Source organism: Bradyrhizobium sp. dw_78, assembly GCF_018449525.1.
Taxonomy (GTDB): Bacteria; Pseudomonadota; Alphaproteobacteria; order Rhizobiales; family Xanthobacteraceae; genus Bradyrhizobium.
The window spans coordinates 351,369-374,541 of record NZ_JAAVUS010000002.1; the positions used below are offsets into that span (position 1 = coordinate 351,369).

Genomic DNA, 23,173 nt, shown 5'->3' on the forward strand with positions numbered 1-23,173 from the left:
TTCCGGGCCGCGCTTCGCGCGCCCCGGAATGACGGCGGGTAGGAAGCATTACGATGACGCCGCCACTTTTTGCGGCTGCTCCGCGCGTGTCAGTGCAAAGCCCTCATAGCCCCTGGCCGCGACGTCGTCGCAGATCCGGCGATAGGCGCCGACGCCGCCGATGTAAGGCATGAAGATGCGCGGCTTGCCGGGGATGTTGGCGCCCATGTAGCAGGAATTGGCCTGCGGATAGAGCGTGGTGGCCGCGACCTCGTTGACATGCGGAAACGGATGGCAAGCCGGACATCTGATCTCGCTCCCTTGAAGATTCTTTGTTTGTTGCGGTCGGCATTCTCGGCGCGACGCGAAAGCGCGAGAGACAAAACGCCCCTTTTTGCGCGCGCAAATTCTGCGGCGCGGAACGCTGCTTCCTCATGGCGAGGAGGCGCACTTGCGCCGTCGCAACGGATGAGGTTCAAGTTTTGCAAAGGGAGCAACAACAATGGCGAACCAGGCAGCATCGGAAGACCGCATCCCCGTCATCGTCGGCACCGGCGAAATCGTCGATCGCCCGAAGGAAATCACGGAAGGTCTCGAACCCCTCGCCTTGCTGGAGCAAGCGTTGAAGCGCGCCGAACAGGACAGCGGCGCGAAACTGCTGGGCGAGATCGGTTCGCTCGACATCGTCAATTTCCTGAGCTGGCGCTATCACGACCCCGCAAGGCAGCTTTCCGACCGCCTCGGCATCCGGCCGAAGCACGCCTATTACGGCCCGGTCGGCGGCGAGAGCCCGATCCGCTATCTGCACGAGGCCGCGCAGCGCATCGCGCGCGGCGAATGCAGCGTCGCGGCGGTCTGCGGCGCCGAGGCGCAATCGACGGCGACCAAGGCCGAGCGCGCCGGCGTGACCCTGCCGTGGACGCCGTTCGCGAAAGAGGCCGAGGAGCCGAAGCGCGGCGCCGCGTTCCAGAAGCCGACGGCGGTGAAGCTCGGCGTCTACATGCCGGTGACGGTCTATCCGTTCTACGAAGCCGCGTCGGCGGCGCATTGGGGCCAGACACCGCGCGAGGCGATGGCGGAATCCGGCCGCTTGTGGTCGGCCTATTCGGCGGTCGCCGCGCAGAATCCGAATGCGTGGCTGAAGCGCGAGTTCACATCGGAGGAGATCACGACGCCGACGCCGGACAACCGGCTGATCGCCTGGCCCTACACCAAGCTGATGGTGGCCAATCCCAGCGTCAACATGGGCGGCGCGCTGCTGATGACGTCGCTGGCGAAGGCGCGCGCGGCCGGCATTGCCGAAGATCGCCTCATCCATGTCCAGGGCGGCGCGTCGGCGGAAGAGCCGCGCGATTATCTGCTCCGCGACCGGTTCTTCGAAAGCCACGCCCAGAACGCCGTGCTCAAGGCGGCGATGGATCTCGCCGGCGGCAGCGGCAAGGCGTTCGATGCGATCGAACTCTACAACTGCTTTCCCTGCGTGCCGAAAATGGCACGGCGGACGCTCGGGCTCGGTCCCGACGTGCAGCCGACGGTGAACGGCGGCCTGACGTTTTTCGGCGCGCCGCTCAACACCTACATGACCCATGCCGCCTGCGCGATGGTGCGCAAGTTGCGCGGCGGCGCCAGGCTCGGCCTGCTCTATGGCCAGGGCGGTTTCGTCACCAAGCAGCATGCGCTGGTGCTGTCGCGTCAGGCGCCGGAGCGTGCGCTGGCGCAGCACAGCAGCGTCCAGGCCGAGGCCGACCGCCATTACGGCGCGGTGCCGGAATTCGTGACCGAAGCCAGCGGCAACGGCTCGGTCGAGAGTTTTACGGTGATCTATGGCCGCGGCGGCGAGATCAGCCACGGCGTCGTGATGCTGCGAACCTCGGACCACGCGCGGGCGCTGGCGCGCGTTCCCGCAACCGATCAGAACACGCTGGCGCATCTTCTGGATATGGAGCGCACGCCGGTCGGATCAACGGGCGCGATCGTCACCGCCGACGACGGCGTGCTGGAATGGCGGGTGAATTAGCTCTACGCTGCAGGAAGGAAGCGGCTGCAGGGTGCGGCCAAGCTGTTGCATCGCGCGATGCGCACCTAACAACAACCATTGTAGGGTGAGCAAAGCGAAGCGTGCCCACCACTCAAGAACCGATCTCATGATAGACGGTGGGCACGGCGCGAAGGGCGCTTTTGCCCACCCTACGCTTCTGTTTCTCTTACCTCACACCGCTCGTGAGCGAGAGGTGAAGGAAGCGCACGCCCCTACCCCTTCAGGCCCTTACTTTTCGGAAACCTTCTCGGGCTTGCCCTTGGCGCCGCCACCGACGACGTGGACCGGATCGCCATCGGCGATACCGTCCGGCGGCGCGACGATGACGCGATCGTCCGTGGAAAGGCCGGATGCCAGTTCGATATCGCGGCCGAGATCGCGTGCGATGGTCACGGTCTTGAACAGCACCTTGTCGTCCGATCCGACGGTCGCGACCCGCAGGCCGTTCTGGTCGAAGATTAGCGCGCTTGCCGGAATGTGCAGCGGGATCGCGTCGCCGGCCAGGCTCAGCCGCACATTGGCGTAACCACCGGGCATCAGTTCGCCGGCGGAATTGTCCAGCCCGAGCTGCATGCGCGTGGTGCCCGAGCCGACATCGACGGATTGCGAGGAGGCTTCGACCGTCGCGGCGAAGGTCCGGTTCGGATATTCCGGCATGGTGATGACGGCCTTGGCCCCGATCCTGATCGCCGGCACATAGCTCTGGGGAACGTTGACATAGACGCGCAGCTTCTTGATGTCGGAAATCACGAACATCGCAGGCCCGGTGGTGCCGCCGGCGCTGATCAGGGCGCCGACATCGGTGTTGCGCGAGGTCACCACGCCATCGAAGGGGACGGTGATCTTCTTGTAACCCGCCAGGGCCTCAAGCCGCTCCACATTGGCCTGGCTGGAATTGACGGCAGCCCGCTTGTTGGAGAGGTCGGCGGTACGCTCGTCGATTTCCTGCATCGACACGAAGTTCGACGGGATCAGCGTCTTGCGGCGCTCCAGCGTGACTTCGGACAGTTTCGCGCTGGCCTGCTGGCTGACGAGATCGGCGCGCGCCTGCAGCAATTGCTGGTCCAGATCCGGCGCCTCGATTTCGGCGATCACCTGCCCGGCCTTGACCTTGGCTCCGATATCGGCGCTCCAGCTCTTCAGGTAGCCGCTGACGCGGGCGAAGATCGGCGCGCGGTAATAGGCCTCCAGCCGGCCCGGCAGATCGAGCGTGGCTCTGAGCACTTTGGCATCGGGCAGTATCACCGCCACCGAGGGAATAGCCTGGTTGTCGGTCCATTCGCGCAGCTTGGCGTCCGAGTCCTCGCGGGCCCGAATTCCGGTCACCACGACCGTGACCGCAATCGCGGCTGCCACCAGCCCGAAAATGCCCAGTTTCCGACGGGAAACCGGTGAGCGTTGTTCAGTGGGCATGCGACTTCTCCGGTGCGGCGGCGGCCGCTTTGGCGTCTTGCATTTTATGTACCATACTAAAGACGACAGGAACAAACATCAGCGTGGCAATGGTGGCGAAGATCAACCCGCCGATCACCGCGCGCCCGAGCGGCGCATTCTGTTCGCCGCCCTCGCCGAGGCCCAGTGCCATCGGCGTCATGCCGATGATCATGGCGAGCGCAGTCATCAGCACCGGACGGAAACGCACGAATCCGGCCTCGATCGCCGCGGCGACGGGATCGCCGAGTTCTTCATAGCGCTCGCGGGCGAAACTGATCACCAGCACGCTGTTGGCGGTGGCGACGCCCATGCACATGATCGCGCCGGTGAGCGCCGGGACCGACAGCGTGGTCTGGGTCGAGAACAGCATCCAGACAATGCCGGCGAGCGCGGCCGGCAGCGCGGTGATGATCACGAACGGGTCGGACCACGACTGAAAATTAACCACGATCAGGAAGTAGATCAGGACCACCGCGGCCAACAATCCGAACAGCAGTCCGGAAAAGGCGCTGTTCATGGTCTGCACCTGACCGAGCAGCACCACCGAACCGCCCTTCGGCACGTCCTTGGCGGTATCGGCGATCACGGTGCGGATATCCGCGGACACCGCGCCGAGATCGCGCCCCTGCGGGGTCGCATAGATCTGCACCATCGGCTGGATATCGTATTGCGAGACCACCGCGCTCGACGTCGTTCGCGTGATGTTGGCGATGCCGCCGAGGATGGGGGCATCGGTGCCGCCAGCGGTAATCGGCAAGGTCTCGAGCGCGCCCAGCGAATCGATCTGGTATTGCGGCGTCTGCATCACGATCGAATAGGACACGCCGTTGTCCGGGTTGAGGTAGTAGGTCGGCGAGATCTGTCCGCTGCCGGCGAGATTGACCACCAGGCTGTTGGTGACATCGCGCTCGGTCAGGCCGACATATTGCGCGCGGGTCCTGTCGACATCGATATTGAAGGTCGGATTGCTGGCCGATTGCTGGATTCGCGCGTCGGCGATGCCCGGTATCCTGCGAACCCGGCTGAGCAATTTGTTGGCGTAGGCGAAACTCGCGTTGGCGTCGTTGCCGCGGACCTGAAGATCGATCGGCGCCGGCGCGCCGAAATTGAGAATCTGGCTGACGATATCGGCTGGCAGGAACGCGAACGTCATGCCCGGAAATTCCTGCGGCAACTGATCGCGCAGGGCCTGAACATAGCCGGCGGTCGGCCGGTGGCCTTCTTTCAGCTTGATCTGGATGTCGCCGTCCTGCTCACCGATCACGCCGGTATTGTTATAGGTCATGTTGATGCCGCTGATCGGCATGCCGATATTGTCGGCCAGCGTTTCGATCTCTGCCGGCGGGATGATCTTGCGGATCGCCTTTTGAACGTCGGCGAACTGGTTGGCGGTTTCCTCGACGCGCGTGCCGATCTGGGAACGCACATGCATCAGGATCGAGCCCGCATCGACGGACGGAAAGAAGTTGCGGCCGAGGAACGGCACCAGCAGGAACGAAATGCCGACAAAGCCGAGAAACCCGGCGACAAACAGCGGCCGCCGCTGCATCGTCAATGACAGCAGATCGCGATAACCGCCGCGCACGCGCTCGAACCGCGCCTCGAAAGCGCGCTGAAACCGGACCAGCGGATTGCGCGACCGCGGCAGCGGCGCGTGACCTTCGCCGACATGGGTATGCGGTTGCAGCAGATATTTCGCCATCGTCGGCACCAGCGTGCGCGACAGGATGAACGACCAGATCATCGCGAACATCACGGCTTCGGCCATCGGCACGAACAGGAAGCGCGCGACGCCCTGCAGGAAGAACATCGGCACGAACACGATGCAGATGCAGAGCAGCGACACGAAGGCCGGCGTCACGATCTGGTTGGCGCCGTCCATGATCGACTGCTCGACCGGCTTGCCCTGCTCGAGGTGGTAATTGATGTTTTCGATCGTCACCGTGGCGTCGTCGACGAGAATGCCGACCGCGAGCGCGAGCCCGCCCAGCGTCATGATGTTGAGGGTTTCGCCGATCATCGACAGCATAATGATCGCCCCCAGCACCGCGAGCGGGATCGAGGTGGCGATGATGACGGTCGAGCGCCAGCTGCCGAGAAACAGCAGGATCATGACGCTGGTCAACAGCGCCGCGATGATGCCCTCATAGGCGACGCCGGTGATGGCGCCGCGCACGAATACCGACTGGTCGCCGATGAAGCCGATCTTGAGTGCGTCGGGCAGGGAATCCTTGACCTCGACGACCTTGCGCTTGATGCCGGCGATGATATCCAGCGTCGAGATCGAGCCGGCCTTCAGCACCATCATCAGAACCGAGCGGTTGCCGTCGACGTGAACGATATTGGTCTGTGGCGGATTGCCGTCGCGCACGGTTGCGACGTCGTGGATGTAGACCATCGCGCCGTTGACGGTCTTGATCGGGAGGTTGCCGAGGTCTTCGATCTTGAGCGGCGAGTTGTTGAGCAGGATGTTGTATTCAAATCCGCCGATTTTCTGCGTGCCGACCGGCGTGATCAAATTCTGCGCGGCAAGGGTGTTGGAGACATCCTGCCCGGACAGTCCAAGCGACTGCAGTGCCCTCGAGTTGAGGTCGATCTGCACCTGGCGCTGCTTGCCGCCGAACGGATAGGGGATCGCGGCGCCCGGCACGGTCACCAGCGGCGTGCGCAACTGGTTGATGCCGATATCGGCGAGGTTCTGCTCGGTCAGGCCCTCGCCCGACAGCGCGACCTGGATGATCGGAACCGTGGACGCGCTGTAGTTGAGGATCAGCGGCGGCGTCGCGCCCGCCGGCATCTGCTTGAGCAGCGTCTGCGAGATCGCGGTGACCTGGGCGTTGGCGGTCCGGATATCGACGTTCGGCTGGAAGAAGATCTTGATGATGCCGAAGCCATTGTAAGAATTGGCCACGATATGCTCGATATCGTTGACCGTGGTGGTCAATGAGCGCTCGAACGGCGTGGTGATGCGTCCCGACATCTGGTCCGGCGGCAAGCCGGTATACTGCCAGACCACGCCGATCACGGGGATGCGAATGTCCGGGAAGATGTCGGTCGGCGTGCGCAGCGCCGCCAACGGTCCGATGATCAGGAGAAGCAGAGCGAGCACGACGAAAGTATAGGGCCGGCTTAGCGCGATACGGACCAGTGCGATCATAAGTCAGTTATTCCCCAGGCCCGCAAATTGGCGTTCCGATGGCCAATTGGTTCGGGCTGATTTAGCCGAACCTGAGCCAAAAAGCCAACGCACGCAGGGCATAACCACCCTTCACTTCCGCGGCACCGCCCGTCGGCGGATACCGCGAAAAGAGCCGTAGAACAGCTTTCTCAGGCCGCCCGGACCGAGGTAAGGAACTTGCTGACCTCGGTCTTGAGGCGGCAGCTGTCGCTGGACAGCGATTGAGCCGCCGACAGGACCTGCGAGGAGGCCGATCCGGTCTCGCTGGCGCCCCGTTGCACGTCGGTGATGTTGGACGACACCTGCTGCGTGCCCTGCGCCGCCTGTTGCACGTTGCGCGAGATTTCCTGCGTCGCCGCGCCCTGCTCTTCCACCGCCGCGGCGATGGTCGCCGATATTTCCGACAGCCGCTCGATAGCGCCGCTGATCTCCTTGATCGCGCCGACGGATTCCTGGGTCACCTCCTGGATGCCGGTGATCTGCTGGCCGATCTCGCCGGTGGCCTTCGCGGTCTGCTCGGCCAGGGCTTTCACTTCGGATGCCACGACCGCGAAGCCGCGACCGGCCTCGCCGGCACGCGCCGCCTCGATGGTCGCGTTCAGCGCCAGCAGGTTGGTCTGCCCCGCGATGGTGTTGATCAGTTCGACCACGTCGCCGATCCGCGCCGCCGCTTTCGACAATTCGCTGACCCGGTCGTTGGTCTTGCGGGCCTGGTCGACCGCAGCGCCGGCCATCCGCGCCGATTCCTGCACCTGGCGGCTGATCTCGTTGACGGAGGACGACAGTTCCTCGGTGGCCGCAGCCACCGACTGCACCTTGGCGGAAGCATCTTCCGAGGCGGTAGCGACCGTGACGGTGAGTTCCTGCGCGCGCTCGGCGGTCGTGGAGAGCGAATTGGCGGACGCTTCGAGTTCGGCCGAGGCCGACGACACGGTATCGACGATCTCGCCGACCGCGCCTTCAAAACTGTCGGCAAGCCTGGCCATCTCGGTCTTGCGCTGAATGGCGGCGCGCTGTTCCACCGCCTTCACCTCCGCGTGGCTGAAGCGCACGATGGTTTGCACCGTTTGCACGTTGCGTAACGCTTCGCCGATTTCGTCGTCGCGTTCGACGCGAACGCGGCTGTCGAGCTTGCCTTGCACGATGTTCATCAAAGTGTCGTTCAGATGCCGCATCGGGCCGCCGACGGCATTCATGATGTGCAGACCCAGCAGCCCGCAAAACGCAATGCCGAGCAGCGCCACGACCGTTACGATCATGCCGGAAGAGGCAAATGCCGAGGCCAGCGCGACCGCCATCATGAACGCCGCCTGGACTGCGACCAGCGTGACCAGCCGCGCCCTGATCGTACCGGTAAACAGCGCAAAACGATCCCGCATCGAACGGCGGCGGATGATGCCGGCCTCGACCTTGTATTCCGACGGCCTTTTTTCGCGCAGCGCCGCATAAAACCGCTCGGCTTCGGTGCGCTGGTCGGCCGGCAGCCGGGTCCGGATCGAGGTGTAGCCGGTGACCTTGCCGTTTTCCCGGATCGGCGACGCGGTCGCCAGCACCCAGTAGAAACCACCGTTCTTGCGGCGGTTCTTCACGGCCCCGAGCCAGGGCTTGCCGGCTTTCAGCGTCTCCCAGAGATTTGCGAAAGCTTCCGGGGGCATGTCCGGATGTCGAATGATGTTGTGCGGCTGGCCAATCAGCTCCGCTTCGGAAAAGCCTGAGGCCGCGACGAAATCGTCGTTGCAATAGGTCAGCTTTCCCTTGGTGTCGGTCCGCGAAACGATGAGCGTTTCGTCGGTGAGCGAGTATTCGACGTCGGTAATCGGGAGATTCTTGCGCATTGCCCGGCTTTAAGAGTTTGAGTTCACATTCATTACAATGATTGCCGTTCAGCGTGTTACGCGGCGCGGACCGAGGTGAGGAATTTGCTGACCTCGGTCTTGAGGCGGCTGCTGTCGCGCGAGAGCATCTGCGCCGCCGACAGAACCTGCGAGGAGGCCGATCCGGTCTCGCTGGCGCCCCGTTGCACGTCGGTGATGTTGGACGATACCTGCTGCGTGCCCTGCGCCGCCTGTTGCACGTTGCGCGAGATTTCCTGGGTCGCCGCGCCCTGCTCTTCCACCGCCGCGGCGATCGTCGAAGATATTTCCGACAGCCGCTCGATGGTGCCGCTGATCTCCTTGATCGCGCCGACCGACTCATGAGTCGCGGCCTGGATGCCGGTGATCTGCTGGCCGATCTCGCCGGTGGCCTTCGCGGTCTGCTCAGCCAGGGCTTTCACCTCGGATGCCACGACCGCGAAGCCGCGACCGGCCTCGCCGGCGCGCGCCGCCTCGATGGTCGCGTTCAGCGCCAGCAGGTTGGTCTGCCCCGCGATGGTGTTGATCAGTTCGACCACGTCGCCGATCCGCGCCGCCGCCTTCGACAATTCGCCGACCCGGTCGTTGGTCTTGCGGGCCTGATCGACCGCAGCGCCGGCCATCCTCGCCGATTCCTGCACCTGCCGGCTGATCTCGTTGACGGAGGACGACAGTTCCTCGGTGGCCGAGGCCACCGACTGCACATTGGCGGTCGCCTCTTCCGAGGCGGCCGAGACCGCGGTGGCCAGCTGCTGCGAGCGTTCCGCGGTGGACGACAAGGTACCCGCCGAGGACTCCAGCTGGGATGAGGCCGAGGAAACGGTGTTGACGATCTCGCCGATCATCGATTCGAACTCGCGGGTGATATTGTCGACCCGGTGGCCACGCTCGATCTTCGCTTCGGCGTCACGCGCAGCCGCTTCATCGGCGGCCTTCTTGGCGATCAACGCTTCCTTGAAGACTTGCAAGGCGTCCGCCATCGAACCGATCTCGGTCTTCTCGCCCTGATGCGGCACCTCCGCGGTCAGATCTCCGGCGCCCAGCGCCTGCATCGGCGTCACGATCGAGGCAATGCCGGTCGAGACGTCGCGGACCAGGTAGATGCCGACGCCGGTTCCGGCGACGACCGCGATACCGAGGATGATCGCGAGCATCAGGAAAGCAAAAGCATAGGTGTCGGCCGCATCACCGGCCACCTTGTCGGCGCCCGAATTATTGAGGTCGATATCCTTGGTCAGGATTTCGTCCGCCTCCAGCGCGATCTTGTTCACCGTTTTCGTATTCAGGTCATGGGCTTCGTGGGGAAACTGACCGGCCTCCTTGCGGGAAAGCGCCATGACTTCCTCGGCGCCTTTCTTGTATTTGTCCCAGCTTTGCGTCCATTGATTATAGAGGGCACGCTCCTCCGGAGCCGAAATCAACGACTCGTAGGTCTGGCGGATCTTGTTGTTGCGATCGACAACCCCGGCCAGCGTCTTTTCCTCCGCCAGCTTTTCCTCCAACGTCTCGGCCAGCAGGTGTTCGCGCACCACGTTGCGGTAGGTGATGACGCCGGCACGCAGATCGCCCAGCACACGAACGCTTGGCAGCCAACTGGTCGTGATATCAACGGTATTGGCGTTGATCGCCCGCATATCCCGGACCGCAAGCAGGCCCATACCGGCCATCGCGAGGAGCAGGAAGGCGACGACGGCCGTGATCTTGGCGCGAATCGAGTACTTAGCGAACATGATTTGCAATCTTCCGGGTGAGCACGTGTTGGCGTTTCTGGCTGAGCTTACGAATCGGCGGGACAGGATCCCCCGGCGGCATTAAACCTGCCGGTTCCTGCATTTACGTTAACCTCGCACCCGTGAGATTACGGAAAGGCCGAAGGCTCGGACCATTCGCCGGCAGAGGCGCACGGCCAGTGCGGTTCAGTGCATCAGCTTGAGGGCGTCGGAGAAGAATTCCGGACCGCCGAAATTGCCCGACTTCAGCGCCAGCAGCATTTCGCCGGCGTCGGCCCCGACGGCGCGCAACACCGGCACGCCGGCCGCGATTTCCGCACCGACCAGAAAAGCCGGAATTTTCAGACGATCCACCACCGCGCCGGACGTTTCACCGCCGGCGACCACCAGCCGCCGCACGCCTGCCTGAACCAGCCCTTCGGCGATATCCGCCATCGCCTGCTCGATCGCATGTCCGGCTGCATTGCGGCCATGCCGAGACTGCAGAGCGGCAACTTCCTCCGGCGCCGAACTGCTGGCGATCAGAACCGGCCCCTGCTTGAGCCGTTCCGCGGCCCAGGCCAGCGCGTGACGGGATTCGTCCTTGCCCGAAATGATCTGCTCGGGATCGAGATGAAGCACCGGCATGGTCTTTTCGGCGTTGGCGATCTGCCGCAACGTTGCCTGCGAGCAGCTTCCGGCAAGGCACGCCGCGGGCCCGCCGACCGGCGCGTCCGCAACCGCCTCCGGCACGTTCGATTGCGCCCGCCGCGCCGACGCCAGCGCGTGGGCAAGGCCAAGTCCGATGCCGGACGCCCCGACCGAAAGCCGGTGGTCCCGCGCTACCGCGCCGATGGTTTCCAGATCGGAATCGAACACGGCATCGATGATCGCCGCGCCAACACCCTGACGCGCGAGATCGGCAAGCCGCGCCCGGACGGCATCCGGCCCGCGCGCCACCGCCGCGAGATCGACAAGGCCGATCCTGGTCCCACTCTGGCGCGCCAATACCCGCACCAGGTTGGAATCGTGCATCGGATTGAGCGGATGGTCCTTGAGCGGACTTTCGTTCAGAGGCACCGGGCCCACGAACAGATTGCCCTGATAGACGGTGCGGCCGGTTTCGGGAAAAGCCGGCGTCACCAGCACGATGGCCTCGCCGCAATCGTCGCGCAGCGCATCCATGACCGGACCGATATTGCCGGCGTCGGTGGAATCGAAGGTCGAGCAGATCTTGAACAGAATGTGACAAGCCCCTCGCCCGCGTAGCCATTTTTCCGAGGCGCGCGAGCGCTCGACCGCGAGGCGGGCTTCGATCGAGCGGCTCTTCAGCGAAACCACCACCGCGTCGACTTGCGGCAGCGCCAGATCGTCCGGGGGCACACCGATGGTCTGGACCGTGCGCAGTCCGGCCCGGGTCAAGGTGTTGGCGAGGTCGGAAGCGCCGGTGTAATCGTCGGCGATGCAGCCCAGCGATAATTGAGAGGACAATTTCGCGGCCGCCGTCACGGTTTCGCTCCGGCATAGGGTCTGAACCAGCCGAGACCGTCCGATGTCCTGCCGCGCGGATTATATTCGCAGCCGACAAAGCCGCTGTAGCCAAGCCGGTCGAGTTCATCGAACAGGAACGGATAGTTCAGTTCCTCCCCATCCGGCTCGTTGCGCGAGGGAATGCTGGCGATCTGGACGTGGCCAATGATCGGCATCATCTCGCGCAGCCGCATCGTCACGTCGCCGTGGATGATCTGGCAGTGATAGATGTCGAATTGCAGTTTCAGGTTCGGGATCTTCAACTCGGCGATCAGATCGCGCGCAAAGCCGAAATCGTTGAGAAAATACCCCGGCACGTTGCGCGGGTTGATCGGCTCGAGCACCACGTCGATGCCATGGGGGCCGAAGAACTCGGCGGCCCACGCTACCGATTTGTAGAACGCCTCTACCGCCGTCCGGTCGTTGCGGCTGGCGATCCCCGCCATCAGATGCAGCCGCTTGACGCCGGTTGCCTTGGCATAAGGCAACGCCGTGTACAGGCTTTGCTGCAAATCGCCGAAACGGTCCGGCCGCGCCGCAAAGCCCTTTTCGCCGGCCGCCCAATTGCCCGGCGGCAGGTTGAACAGCGCTTGCGTCAGGCCGTTGCGATGGAGCCGTTCGCCGACCTGCTCGGCCGGGTGCTCATACGGAAACAGGAATTCGACGGCGGTGAAGCCCGCTTGCGCCGCCGCCTCGAAGCGGTCGAGGAACGGCACTTCGGTGAACATCATGGAGAGATTGGCGGCGAAACGGGGCATTCGACGGTCCTCTTCTATGTCGGTTTTATTTTTGTTCGCCCGGCAATTTCGTACCGGTAACCTGCGCATACATCCGCGCCACCGAGGCATCGTCGTCGCAGCCCATGCCGGAGGCCGCCGTCATCAGGAACATCTGCAACGCCGCGGCGGCGACCGGCACCGGAAATTTCGCCGATCGCGCCATGTCCTGGATAATGCCGAGGTCTTTCACGAAAATCTCGACCGCGCTGCGCGGCGCGTAATCGCCGTCCAGCACATGCGGCATGCGGTTCTCGAACATCCAGGAATTGCCGGCCGACGCCGTGATCACCTCATAGACCTTCCGAATGTCGAGCCCCTGCCTGGCGGCAAAGGTGATCGCCTCGGAAGCGGCGGCGATATGCACGCCGGCGAGCAACTGGTTGATCATCTTGAAGGCGGCGCCCTGGCCGGCCGCATCGCCGAGTTCATAGAGTTTTGCCGCCATCGCATCGAGCGCGGGCCGCGCTTTGGCAAAAGCCGTGGCGCTGCCGGACGCCAGAATGGTGAGTTCGCCCTGCGCCGCACGCTGCGCCCCGCCGCTAATCGGCGCATCGAGATAATGCCGGCCGGTCGCTTCCAGTTGCTTCGCCAATCGGCGCGCGACATCGGGGTCCATGGTCGCCGATGAGACGAACACCGCGTCCCTTGCCAGCGTTTCGGCGACACCGTCCACACCGAATAGGATGGTTTCGGTCTGCGCCGCGTTGACGACCACGCTGACGACGATATCGGCCTGTTTGGCGGCTGCCGCGGGCGTCCTGCCGCCGTTTCCGCCATCGGCGACAAAGCGCGCCACGGCTTCCGCCGAGACGTCGCAGCCGGTGACATCGAACCCCGCGCGCCTGAGCGAGGTCGCCATGCCAAAGCCCATCGAGCCCAGCCCGATGACGGCAACACGTGGTCTGGATGCGGATTCAGGCATGGGCGGTCCCTCGGCGTTTCTCATCGCCGCGCTTTGGGGCGCGGCTTTGCCTCCTGCCTATCACGGCTTGGCCGCGCTGCCAAAGCGTGAGACAACACGGAAAATGGGAAACGCCAACCTACGGTCCAAGCCTACAGTCAAAGGCTGCTGCGACAAGGCTATTGCGACAGGGGCCACTGCGATGAGCGACGCCAAGATCCGTGAGGAAATCTGCCGGCTCGGCCGCTCGCTGTTCGAGCGCGGGCTGACACCGGGCTCGTCGGGCAATATCAGCGTCAAACTCGATGACGGCGGTTATATGGTGACGCCGACCAACGCCTCGCTTGGCTTCCTCGATCCGGCGCGGCTGTCGCGGCTCGGTGCCGACGGGCGGCTGATCTCGGGCGATGCGCCGACCAAGGAAGTGCCGCTGCACAGCGCGCTATACCAGACCCGCGGCGACGCGCGCGCGGTGGTGCATCTGCATTCGACCCATTCGATGGCGCTGTCGATGCTGCCGGAGATCGATCCCCGCGCCGCGCTGCCGCCGCTGACACCTTATTATCTGATGCGCTGCGGCCAGACCGCGCTGGTCCCGTATCATCGTCCCGGCGATCCCGCCGTCGCCGACGCGATCAAGGGGCTGGCCGGAAAATATACCTCCGTGCTGCTCGCCAATCACGGTCCGGTGGTTTCAGGCGATACGCTGGAGGCGGCGGTGTTTGCGATCGAGGAGTTGGAAGAAACCGCAAAGCTCTATCTGCTGCTGCGGGGATTGAACCCGCGTTATCTCACGCCGGCACAGGTCGCGGATTTGTCCAAGACGTTCGGGCTGGCGCTGCCGGAACATGGGCACGATTAGTCTCTCCTCGTCATTGCGAGCGAACGGGTCGTGCGAACGCGCACCCGATGACAAGCTCCGCGAAGCAATCCACAACACAGCGAAGCAAGAATGGATTGATTCGGAGCTTGCGCTCCTCGCAGTGACGGCGACGGAAGTCAAAGTCCCAGATACGCCTTGCGCACGTCGGGATTGCTCTTGATGTCGGCCGCGGCGCCCTGCATCAGCACGCGGCCGGTCTGCAGGATATAGGCACGGTCGGCGATGTCGAGGCACTCCGCCATCCGCTGCTCGACGATCAGCACGGTCATGCCGGCGTCGCGAATGCGTTGCACCGCCGCAAAGATCTCGTCGACCAGTTTCGGCATGATGCCCTGCGACGGCTCGTCCAGCATCAGAAGCCGCGGCCGCGTCATCAGCGCACGCCCGATCGCCAGCATCTGCTGCTCGCCGCCAGAGAGCGTTTCGGCGCGCTGCTCCAGCCGCTCGGAAAGCCGCGGAAACAGCTTGAATACCAGATCGAGCGGTGCGTCGCGATCGGCCTGGCTGCGATACATGTAGCTGCCGAGGCGCAGATTGTCGCGCACCGACAGCCGCGGGAATAACCTTCGATTTTCCGGCACATAGGCGATGCCGCGCGCGGTGATCACATGCTGCGGCAGGCCGTTGATGGCGGCGCCGTCGAAGGTGACGCTGCCCGAGCGCGGCCGTTCGGCGCCGGCGATGGATTTCAACAGCGTCGACTTGCCCGCGCCGTTGGCGCCGGCGACGCAGACGATCTCACCCTTCTCGACCTCGATCGAGACCGCCGAGATCGCGACCAGCCCCTGATAGGCGGTGGTGACTTCACGCACCGACAGCATGGCGATCCCCGAGATAGGCGGTGATGACTTTCGGATCGCGGACGACGTCGGCCGGCTTGCCCTCGGTCAGCACCTTGCCGAGATCGAGCACGATGGCGCGATCGACCAGCGGCATCACGATCTCCATGACATGCTCGACCATCAGCACGGTGATTCCGGTATCGCGAACCCGGCGCACCAGGTCGACGCCGGTCTGTGCTTCGGTCGGCGTCAGGCCGGTGAGTACCTCGTCGAGCAGCAGCAGTTTCGGTTCGGTCGCGAGCGCGCGGGCGACTTCCAGCCGGCGCTTCTCCGACGGCACCAGGTCGCTGGCGAGCACATTGGCGCGGGCGGCAAGGCCCGCGAATTCCAGCACCTCATGGGCCTTGCGGCGCGCCTCGCGCATCACGGTGGTACGGATCAGGGCGCCGACGATGACGTTGTCGATCACCGTCATGGTCTCGAAGCTTTTCACGACCTGGAAGGTGCGCCCGATGCCGCGCTGGCAGCGCACCGCCGCCGGCATTTTGGTCACATCCTCGCCGTCGAACCAGATCGAGCCTTGGGTCGGCGGCAGCACGCCGGCGATCAGGTTGAACAGCGTCGACTTGCCGGCGCCGTTCGGGCCGATCAGCCCGACGATCTCGCCGCGTCCGACCGAAATCGAGACGTCGCTGTTGGCGATCAGGCCGCCGAAGCGTTGCCAGACGCCGCGGGTCTCCAGCAGGGCCGTCATCGCGCCGGCTCCTTGGGATGGCCGCGCGAGAACAATCCGATCAACCCTTCCGGCCGCGCCAGCGAGATCGCAACGATCAGCGCGCCATAGACGATCAGGTCGACGCCGCGGCCGGAGCCGCCGATATAGGAGCGGGTCAGTTCGGTGAGCGGGATCAGGACGACGGCGCCGAGCACCGGGCCCCATAGGGTGCCGATGCCGCCGAGCACGGCCGGCAGCGCCATCAGCAGCGAGAATTGGAAACCCATCACGCTTTCCGGATCGATATAGGACACGAATTGCGCATAGAAGCTGCCGCCGACCGCGGTGAGGAAGGCGGAGACCGCGGCCGCCCCCATCTTGGAATCGAACACCACCACGCCGAGGCTTTCGGCCGCGTCCGGATTGTCCTTTACCGCGCGCCACCAGAATCCCCATTTGGAATCCTCCAGCCACCAGGTCACCAGCCAGGCGACGCAGGCGAGCGCCAGCGCGAAATAGAAATAGGGCAGCTTGCTGCGGGTGAACTGAAAGTAAAGCCAGCTGTCGCGGCGCACCGGAATGTCGATGCCGAGCGCGGCGCCCGCCCAGTCCCAATTCTGGAACAATAACAGCGCGGTCTCGGCGATGACGATGGTGGCGATGACGAAGTAATGCCCGCGCAGGCGGAAACAGGGATAACCCAGCGCCATCGCGATCAGCGCCGAGATCACCCCGCCGGCGAACATGCCGAACCACGGCAGCACGCCGAATTTGGTGAAAAGAAGCGCGGTGGTGTAGGCGCCGAGCCCGAAATACAGCGCATGTCCAAGCGATATCTGCCCGCAATAGCCGGACAGGATGTTCCAGCTCTGCGACAGCGCTGCATACATCAAGGTCAGCACCATGATGTTCTGGATGTAGACGTCCTTGACGAACAAGGGCACCAGCGCGGCCGCGACAGCGCAGCAGGCCGCGATGATCAGGTCGCGGCGGCGGCGCTGGGCGAAGCTCGTATCCATCACAGCGATCCGAACAGGCCGCGCGGCCGGATGAAGACCACCAGCAAATAGACCGCGTAGATGCCGACCGACTTCAGCGACGGCGGCAGGATCAGCGCGGTGGAGGCTTCGACCAGGCCGACGATGATGCCGCCGGCAAAGGCGCCGAACACGCTGCCGAAGCCGCCGAGCGCCACCGTGACATAGGCGATCAGCGCGAACGAAGCGCCGACATCGGGATAGACATAGAAGAAGATCGCCATGATCGCGCCGGCCAGCCCGACCAGCGCCGCGCCGAGTCCCCAGCCCAGCGCGAACACCCGGTTCTTGTCGATGCCGACCAGCGCCACCGCACCGGCATCCTCACGCGTCGCCTCAAGCGCGCGGCCGAAATCGGTGCTGTGGATGAAGAAATACAGCGCCGCGAACGCCGCGATCGAGACCACCGCGCCGGCCAGTTGCGGCACCGGCAGGAAGATGCCGGATATCGAGATGGTTTTGCCACCGAGCCAGGAATGCGTGATGCTGCGATAATCCGGCGTGAAAAAATACTGCGCCAGCCCGCGCATCACGATGGCGAGACCGAAGGTGGAAAAGATCTGCACCATGCCGGCATTGGCCTTGGCGCGGACGGCAAAGCGCACGACCAGGAGATAGACCAGCGCCCCGAACACGAACAGCGCCGCCGCGACCAGCGGCGCCGCCAGCAGCGGATCGAGGGCGAAAAACGCGAACAGGAAGAACGTCGCGTACATCGCGATCATGAGAAATTCGCCATGAGCGAAGTTCACGACGTCCATCAGGCCGAAGATCAGCGCGAGCCCGGCGGCGATCAGGCCGTAGAGCAGCCCCATCAGGAGGCCGCTCGCCAGGCTCTGGATAATGGTCTCAGCCGTCACGGCCCCGTCCCCCCGCGCCGATCGCTTATTTCATCGGCCACATCGGCTGGGCGACGGCGGCTTGCTGCGGATAGATCGTGACGAACTTGCCGCCGATATATTGCAGCAAGACCGGGTCGGCATCGTTGTTCTGGCCCATCTCGTCGAACTTGACGCGCTTCCACGGCATGATCGTCACCTCGCCCGGCATGTCGGTCGCGACCAGCGCTTCGCGAATCTTGTCGCCGTCGGTGGACTTGGCGCGGTTGATCGCATCCGCCATCACGATCAGGCCCATGAACTGCCGCGACGAGTAGTCGTTGAAGTCCTTGCCCGACTTTTCCTTGAACATGGCGTTGATCTTGCCGACCATCGGCCGCTTCTGGGCGAGGTCGAGCGAGAAGCTGCCGCGCGAGATCACGCCTTCGAGCTTGTCGCCGACCGCGTCATACAGCGCCTGCTCGGAGAAGCCGGCATCCTGGGCGACGATCGCCGGCGGCTTGTAGCCGAGTTCGCCCATGGTCTTGACCAGCAGGATGCCGTCGGTGGTGTAGCTCGACGGCATCAGCACGTCGGCATTGGCGGCCTTGATCTGCTGCACTTCGGCCGACAGCGACGGCGAATTGGCGCGGTACTTGATGTCGGCCACGACCTTGTAGCCGCGCTCGCCCGCGAGCTTGAGCTGGGCGTTGCCGGAATCGGTGCCGAAGATGGTGTCCTCGTGGAACAGCGACAGCGTATCGATCTTGGTGCCCTTCTTCTTCATGTCGTCGAAGAAGTCGAACATCGCTTTCGAGAACATCTCGTCGTGGGGGGCGGCGCGGAAATAGAATTTGAGGCCGCGGCGATGCAGGCTCGGCGAGGAATTGTCGGCCGAAATGAACGGGATCTGGTAGCGCTCGCAGGTCTGGCTCACCGTGACCGCGACCGCGCTCTGATAGGTGCCGATGATGGCGCAGACCTTTTCCTGGGTGATGAGGCGTTCGGCCTCGGCGCGGCCTTTCTGCGGGTCGGCCTGGTGGTCGGCGAACACCAGACGTACCTTGGCGCCGCCAAGTCCGGACAAGCCTTCACCGCGGGCCAGCGGCAGGTCGAAATCATAGTTCTTGTTGATGATGTCGGCCGCGGTCTCAAAGGCCTTCTGGGCGTCGACGCCGATCTGCGCGCTGGAGCCGGAGAACGGATAGATGATGCCGATGGCCACGTCCGGCGTGTCGGCGCGGGCTGCGATCGGCAGCAGCGCGGCGGTCGCGGTGGCTCCGAGCAAAACGTCTCGACGGCTGATGGTCATGCAATATCCCCTTATGTTATCTGCCGCTATCGATGAAGCGGCTGAACTTGATGGTAAAGCCTCAAAGAGCGGCACAAGCTGCCCATTAAAGCACAGCCAATTGCTTGTTTTTAAGGTCCGTCACCAGCATTAGTCCGGGCGCATGCGTGATGGCAAATGACAGTTTTGCCGCCGCGATGACGGCTTGCGGCGTCACACCGCAGGCCCAGAACACCGGGATTTCGTCGTCCGCCACCGGCACCGCGTCACCATAATCGGGTTTTGCGATATCGGCGATCCCGATCGAATGCGGGTGGCCGAGATGAACCGGCGCGCCATGTACGGCGGGAAAGCGCGAGGTCACCTGCACCGCGCGGATCGCATCCGCCGGCTTGAACGGGCGCATCGAGACCACCATCGGGCCGGCAAACGGCCCTGACGGGTTGCAGGCGATGTTGGTGCGGTACATCGGCACCCGCACATCGCGCTCGATGTGGCGGATCGGCAGGTCTTCCGCCAGCAGTGCTTCTTCAAACGAGAACGAGCAGCCGAGCACGAACGCCACCAGATCGTCTCGCCAATGCGCCATGATATCGGTCGGCTCTTCCACCACCTCGCCGTCGCGCCAGACGCAGTAGCGCGGCACGTCGGTGCGGATGTCGAGGTCGATCCCGAGCGCGGGAATGCGGGGGTCGCCGACATCGGAGATGCCGATGATGGGGCACGGCTTCGGGTTGAGCTGGCAAAACCGGTGAAAGGACGCCGCAAGCTTCTCGGGCAGGATCGCGAGATTGCCCTGCACGAAACCCTTGGCGACGCCGGCGGTGCTCCAGGCCATCCCGGTGCGGCAGGCATGACGGGCGGCGACGCTCGGCAGCAGATCCGCGTCGGGCGATAAATCGGCGGAAGACCGTTCAACTCTCGCCGGATTGGTCATGATATCGGCTCCATTTAGCTCGACAGGCAATGACGCATACGACTACTATAATGTCTAATCGTTGTTTTTAATCAAGATCGATAAGCAAGATTTATCAATCTGCGGGCGCAGCAAGCATGGCGGATTTCAAGGCAATCGAGACTTTCATGTGGGTGGTGACGCTCGGCAGCTTTCGCGGCGCAGCCCAGAAGCTCAACACCACCCAGCCCGCGATCTCGCAGCGGATCGCGCAGCTCGAGCGCGAGGTGGGGGTCAGGCTTTTGCAGCGCGACCGCCGCATGGTGCTGCCGACGCCGAGCGGGCGGCAGATGATGGTCTATGCGGAGAAGCTGATCGGCCTGCGCTCTGAAATGCTGGAGGCGGTCGGCGACCGTTCGGCGATGCGCGGCGTGTTGCGGCTCGGCGTCGCCGAAACTATCGTCCACACTTGGCTGTCGCAACTGATCAAGCGCGTCAATCACGCCTATCCGAACCTGTCGCTGGAAATCGAGGTCGACATCACCTCGAACCTGCAAACCCGCCTGCTGGCACAGGAGATCGAGCTCGCCTTCCTGCTCGGACCGCTGACGGCGCCGAGCATCAGCAACCGGGTGCTGTGCGACTATCCCGTGGACTTCCTCGCCAGCCCTTCCCTGGGCCTGAGCCAGCGCAGGCTGACCGTGCATGATCTGGCGAAATTTCCCATCATCACCTTTTCGCGCAAGACCGCGCCTTATGAAATCGTCAGTTCGCTGTTCAACCGCCCGGACCTGCCGCCGATGCGGCTGCACGCCAGCGCTTCGCTCGCGACCGTCATTCACATGGCGATCGAAGGCCTCGGCATCGCCGTGATCCCGACCGCGATCGTCGAAAACGAACTGGCCGACCAGCGCCTGCAATTGCTGTCGACCAACCTGCAGATACCGCCGCTGACGTTTTCGGCGAGCTGGCTTACCTCCCCTGACACGGTCGCCATCGAACGCGTGGCCGAACTGGCCGCCAAGCTCGCGCAAGACGCCGTCATTGTTGACGCGCCGCAACAGGCGCGTCATTGAAATAAAGCCGTAAAATGAAACTGCGCGCGCCTCGCCGATTTATGGAAATGACTCCATGACAAAAACCGCCTCCAACCTTCAGATCGATTCCGCCCGGCTCTGGGGCACGATTCATGAAACCGCGAAATTCGGTGCGACGCCCAAAGGCGGCGTGCGGCGGCTGACGCTCGGGCCAGAGGACAAGCAGGTCCGCGACTGGTTCCGCAAGGCCTGCGAGGCGGCCGGGCTCGAGGTGCATGTCGACGGGCTCGGCTCGATGTTCGGCCTGCGCAAGGGCCGCGACATGTCGAAGCCGCCGGTCGGCCTCGGCTCGCATCTCGATACCCAGCCGACCGGCGGCAAGTTCGACGGTGTGCTCGGCACGCTGGCGGCGCTGGAAGTGGTCCGCACGCTCAACGATGCCGGAATCGAGACCGAAACCCCGATCTGCATCGTCAACTGGACCAACGAGGAAGGCTCGCGCTTCGCGCCGGCGATGATGGCCTCTGCGGCCTATGTCGGCGATTTCACCACCGACGACATTCTCTCGCGCAAGGACGCCGAGGGGATCACGGTCGCCGAAGCGCTCGACGGCATCGGCTATCGCGGCGATAGTCCGGTGGGGAAGCAGAAATTTTCCAGCTTCGTCGAATTGCATATCGAGCAAGGGCCGATCCTCGAAGCCGAGAGCAAGACCATCGGCGTGGTCGATTCCGGCCAGGGCGTGCTGTGGTACGACGGCAAGATCACCGGCTTCGAAAGCCATGCCGGCTCGACGCCGATGCCGCTGCGCCGCGACGCGCTGGCGACCTTGTCGGAGATCGTGCTGGCGGTGGAACGCATCGCCAGGAAACACGGCCCGAACGCGGTCGGCACCGTCGGCGAGGCCGTGATCGCAAATCCCTCCCGCAACGTCATTCCCGGCGAGATCGCGTTCACGATCGATTGCCGCAGCGCCGATGCCGCGATCATGGATGCGCTCGACAAGGATCTGCGCGCCGCGATTTCCGAGATCGCAGCCCGGCGCAAGGTCGAGGTCGCGCTCGATCTGGTCTGGCGCAAGCCGCCGACCCATTTCGATCCCAAGCTGGTCGATGCGGTGGAGAATGCTGCCAAGACGCTCGGCTATTCGAACCGGCGCATCACCTCCGGCGCCGGCCACGATGCCTGCAACCTCAACACGGTGATTCCGGCGGCGATGGTGTTCGTGCCCTGCAAGGACGGCATCAGCCATAATGAGCTCGAGGACGCCACACAGGCCGATTGCACCGCGGGCGCCAATGTCCTGATGCATACCGTGCTGGCGCTCGCCGGCGTTGCTTCCTAGCCTGGGTTTGGCCGCTTCCTTCAAACAGCAAACGGAGATGCAGTTGCGCGGAGTATTCGTCGATGCCAACGGATCGCTGGCGGATATTTTCGAGCGGCAAAAGGTGGCCGGCGATCCGCAGGTCACGATCAACCGCAACGCCGACATCACCTCCGATCAGATGCCGGCGCTGCTCGACGGCGCCGAGATCGTCATCATCGATCACACGCCGTTGCCGACCGAGGTCGCGCGGCGCTGCAGCGGCCTGAAACATGTGGTGTTTCTCGGCACCGGCGCGCGCAGCTACATGAATCCGGAAGAGCTCGCCGGGCTTGGCGTCAGCGTTCACCTGATCAAGGGTTATGGCGACACGGCGGTGGCCGAATGCGCCGTTGCACTGATGTGGGAGGCCTCGCGCGGCATCGCCAAGATGGACCGCGAGATGCGCGCGGGCCGCTGGCTGCGCGAGGACGGCATGCAGCTCACCGGCAAGACGCTCGGCCTGATCGGCTTCGGCGGCATCGCGGCCGAGGTCGCGCGCATCGCCGGCGGCAGCGGTATGCGCGTGATCGCCTGGAACCGGACGCCCAAGAACTTTCCCGGCGTCGAGTTCACCGGCATCGATGCGCTGCTGGCGCAAAGCCACGTGATCTCGCTGCATCTGCTGTTGAACGACGACACCCGCGGCTTCCTGACCCGCGAACGGATCGCGGCGATGCGGCCGGGCGTGCTCTTCGTCAACACCGCGCGCGCGGCGCTGGTCGACGAAGCCGCCATGATCGAGGCGCTGAAGTCCGGCCACATCCGCCACGCCGGGCTCGACGTCTTCAACGTCGAACCGCTGCCGGCGGATCACCCGCTGACGAAGCTGCCGAACGTGACGCTGTCGGCGCATTCCGCCTTCCGCACGCCGGAAGCGAATGAGAATCTGATCAGCGCGGCCTGGGCGCATTGCCGAAGGATCGCGAAAGATTGAAGTGTCCCGCCGTT

At 64.1% G+C, this 23,173-nt stretch carries 18 protein-coding genes and 1 pseudogene; 5 read left to right on the forward strand and 14 right to left on the reverse strand.

What is annotated here, in order from left to right; translation table 11 throughout:
- Positions 1-48 precede the first annotated feature (48 nt).
- A pseudogene (locus HB630_RS07480) lies at positions 49-261 on the reverse strand (cyclohexanone monooxygenase); the annotation flags it as partial.
- A 220-nt stretch (positions 262-481) separates the two neighbouring features.
- Between HB630_RS07480 and HB630_RS07485 the strand changes: the two are divergent.
- On the forward strand, positions 482-1,996 hold the full coding sequence (locus HB630_RS07485; RefSeq protein WP_213771353.1) for an acetyl-CoA acetyltransferase: 1,515 nt from the start codon (positions 482-484) through the stop codon (positions 1,994-1,996).
- 249 nt (positions 1,997-2,245) lie between these two features.
- On the opposite strand, the gene HB630_RS07490 is transcribed toward HB630_RS07485, so the two are convergent.
- From HB630_RS07490 to ltnD, 7 genes are all read right to left on the reverse strand, one after another.
- Positions 2,246-3,430, reverse strand: coding sequence for an efflux RND transporter periplasmic adaptor subunit (locus HB630_RS07490; protein WP_213771355.1), 1,185 nt, complete (start codon positions 3,428-3,430; stop codon positions 2,246-2,248).
- The gene (locus HB630_RS07495; RefSeq protein ID WP_213771357.1) at positions 3,420-6,608 is read right to left on the reverse strand and encodes an efflux RND transporter permease subunit; all 3,189 of its coding nucleotides are present in this window, start codon (positions 6,606-6,608) and stop codon (positions 3,420-3,422) included. The genes HB630_RS07490 and HB630_RS07495 overlap by 11 nt, the downstream gene beginning before the upstream one ends.
- 170 nt (positions 6,609-6,778) lie before the next feature.
- Complete coding sequence (locus tag HB630_RS07500; RefSeq protein WP_213771359.1) at positions 6,779-8,464, reverse strand: methyl-accepting chemotaxis protein; 1,686 nt, start codon at positions 8,462-8,464, stop codon at positions 6,779-6,781.
- A gap of 56 nt (positions 8,465-8,520) precedes the next feature.
- Positions 8,521-10,212 (reverse strand): methyl-accepting chemotaxis protein, encoded by a 1,692-nt coding sequence (locus HB630_RS07505; RefSeq protein ID WP_213771362.1) that lies wholly within the window; start codon positions 10,210-10,212, stop codon positions 8,521-8,523.
- A 186-nt stretch (positions 10,213-10,398) separates the two neighbouring features.
- On the reverse strand, positions 10,399-11,700 hold the full coding sequence (otnK, locus tag HB630_RS07510) for a 3-oxo-tetronate kinase (RefSeq protein WP_213771364.1): 1,302 nt from the start codon (positions 11,698-11,700) through the stop codon (positions 10,399-10,401).
- Entirely contained in the window at positions 11,697-12,479 is a 783-nt protein-coding gene (gene otnI, locus HB630_RS07515) for a 2-oxo-tetronate isomerase (protein ID WP_213771366.1), read from the reverse strand. The genes otnK and otnI overlap by 4 nt, the downstream gene beginning before the upstream one ends.
- 25 nt (positions 12,480-12,504) lie before the next feature.
- Complete coding sequence (ltnD, locus tag HB630_RS07520) at positions 12,505-13,422, reverse strand: L-threonate dehydrogenase (protein WP_213771368.1); 918 nt, start codon at positions 13,420-13,422, stop codon at positions 12,505-12,507.
- A 181-nt stretch (positions 13,423-13,603) separates the two neighbouring features.
- Between ltnD and HB630_RS07525 the strand changes: the two genes are divergently transcribed.
- On the forward strand, positions 13,604-14,263 hold the full coding sequence (locus tag HB630_RS07525) for an aldolase (protein WP_213771370.1): 660 nt from the start codon (positions 13,604-13,606) through the stop codon (positions 14,261-14,263).
- A gap of 137 nt (positions 14,264-14,400) precedes the next feature.
- Here the strand turns inward: HB630_RS07525 and HB630_RS07530 are convergent, their stop codons facing one another.
- The 6 genes from HB630_RS07530 to HB630_RS07555 all read right to left on the reverse strand — a co-directional run bounded on the left by HB630_RS07530 (position 14,401) and on the right by HB630_RS07555 (position 19,864).
- Positions 14,401-15,105, reverse strand: a complete 705-nt coding sequence (locus HB630_RS07530; protein WP_213771372.1) for an ABC transporter ATP-binding protein — start codon at positions 15,103-15,105, stop codon at positions 14,401-14,403.
- Positions 15,089-15,820, reverse strand: coding sequence for an ABC transporter ATP-binding protein (locus HB630_RS07535; RefSeq protein WP_213771374.1), 732 nt, complete (start codon positions 15,818-15,820; stop codon positions 15,089-15,091). Before HB630_RS07535 ends, HB630_RS07530 begins: the two co-directional genes overlap by 17 nt.
- Positions 15,817-16,800 (reverse strand): branched-chain amino acid ABC transporter permease, encoded by a 984-nt coding sequence (locus HB630_RS07540; RefSeq protein WP_213771376.1) that lies wholly within the window; start codon positions 16,798-16,800, stop codon positions 15,817-15,819. The genes HB630_RS07535 and HB630_RS07540 overlap by 4 nt, the downstream gene beginning before the upstream one ends.
- Positions 16,800-17,678: a branched-chain amino acid ABC transporter permease gene (locus HB630_RS07545; protein ID WP_213771377.1), complete on the reverse strand. Its 879-nt coding sequence runs from the start codon at positions 17,676-17,678 to the stop codon at positions 16,800-16,802. The genes HB630_RS07540 and HB630_RS07545 overlap by 1 nt, the downstream gene beginning before the upstream one ends.
- Positions 17,679-17,703: 25 nt before the next feature.
- Positions 17,704-18,948, reverse strand: coding sequence for an ABC transporter substrate-binding protein (locus HB630_RS07550; protein WP_213771379.1), 1,245 nt, complete (start codon positions 18,946-18,948; stop codon positions 17,704-17,706).
- 85 nt (positions 18,949-19,033) lie between these two features.
- Entirely contained in the window at positions 19,034-19,864 is an 831-nt protein-coding gene (locus HB630_RS07555) for a putative hydro-lyase (protein ID WP_213771381.1), read from the reverse strand.
- 116 nt (positions 19,865-19,980) lie between these two features.
- On the opposite strand from HB630_RS07555, the gene HB630_RS07560 reads away from it, so the two are divergent.
- From HB630_RS07560 to HB630_RS07570, 3 genes are read left to right on the forward strand one after another with little or no spacing between them, the layout of a single operon-like run.
- On the forward strand, positions 19,981-20,898 hold the full coding sequence (locus HB630_RS07560) for a LysR family transcriptional regulator (protein WP_213771383.1): 918 nt from the start codon (positions 19,981-19,983) through the stop codon (positions 20,896-20,898).
- A gap of 55 nt (positions 20,899-20,953) precedes the next feature.
- Positions 20,954-22,204, forward strand: coding sequence for a Zn-dependent hydrolase (locus HB630_RS07565; RefSeq protein ID WP_213771385.1), 1,251 nt, complete (start codon positions 20,954-20,956; stop codon positions 22,202-22,204).
- Between the two features lie 43 nt (positions 22,205-22,247).
- A complete protein-coding gene (locus HB630_RS07570) occupies positions 22,248-23,159 on the forward strand; it encodes an NAD(P)-dependent oxidoreductase (protein WP_213771387.1) in 912 nt (303 codons plus the stop codon).
- Positions 23,160-23,173: the final 14 nt, after the last annotated feature.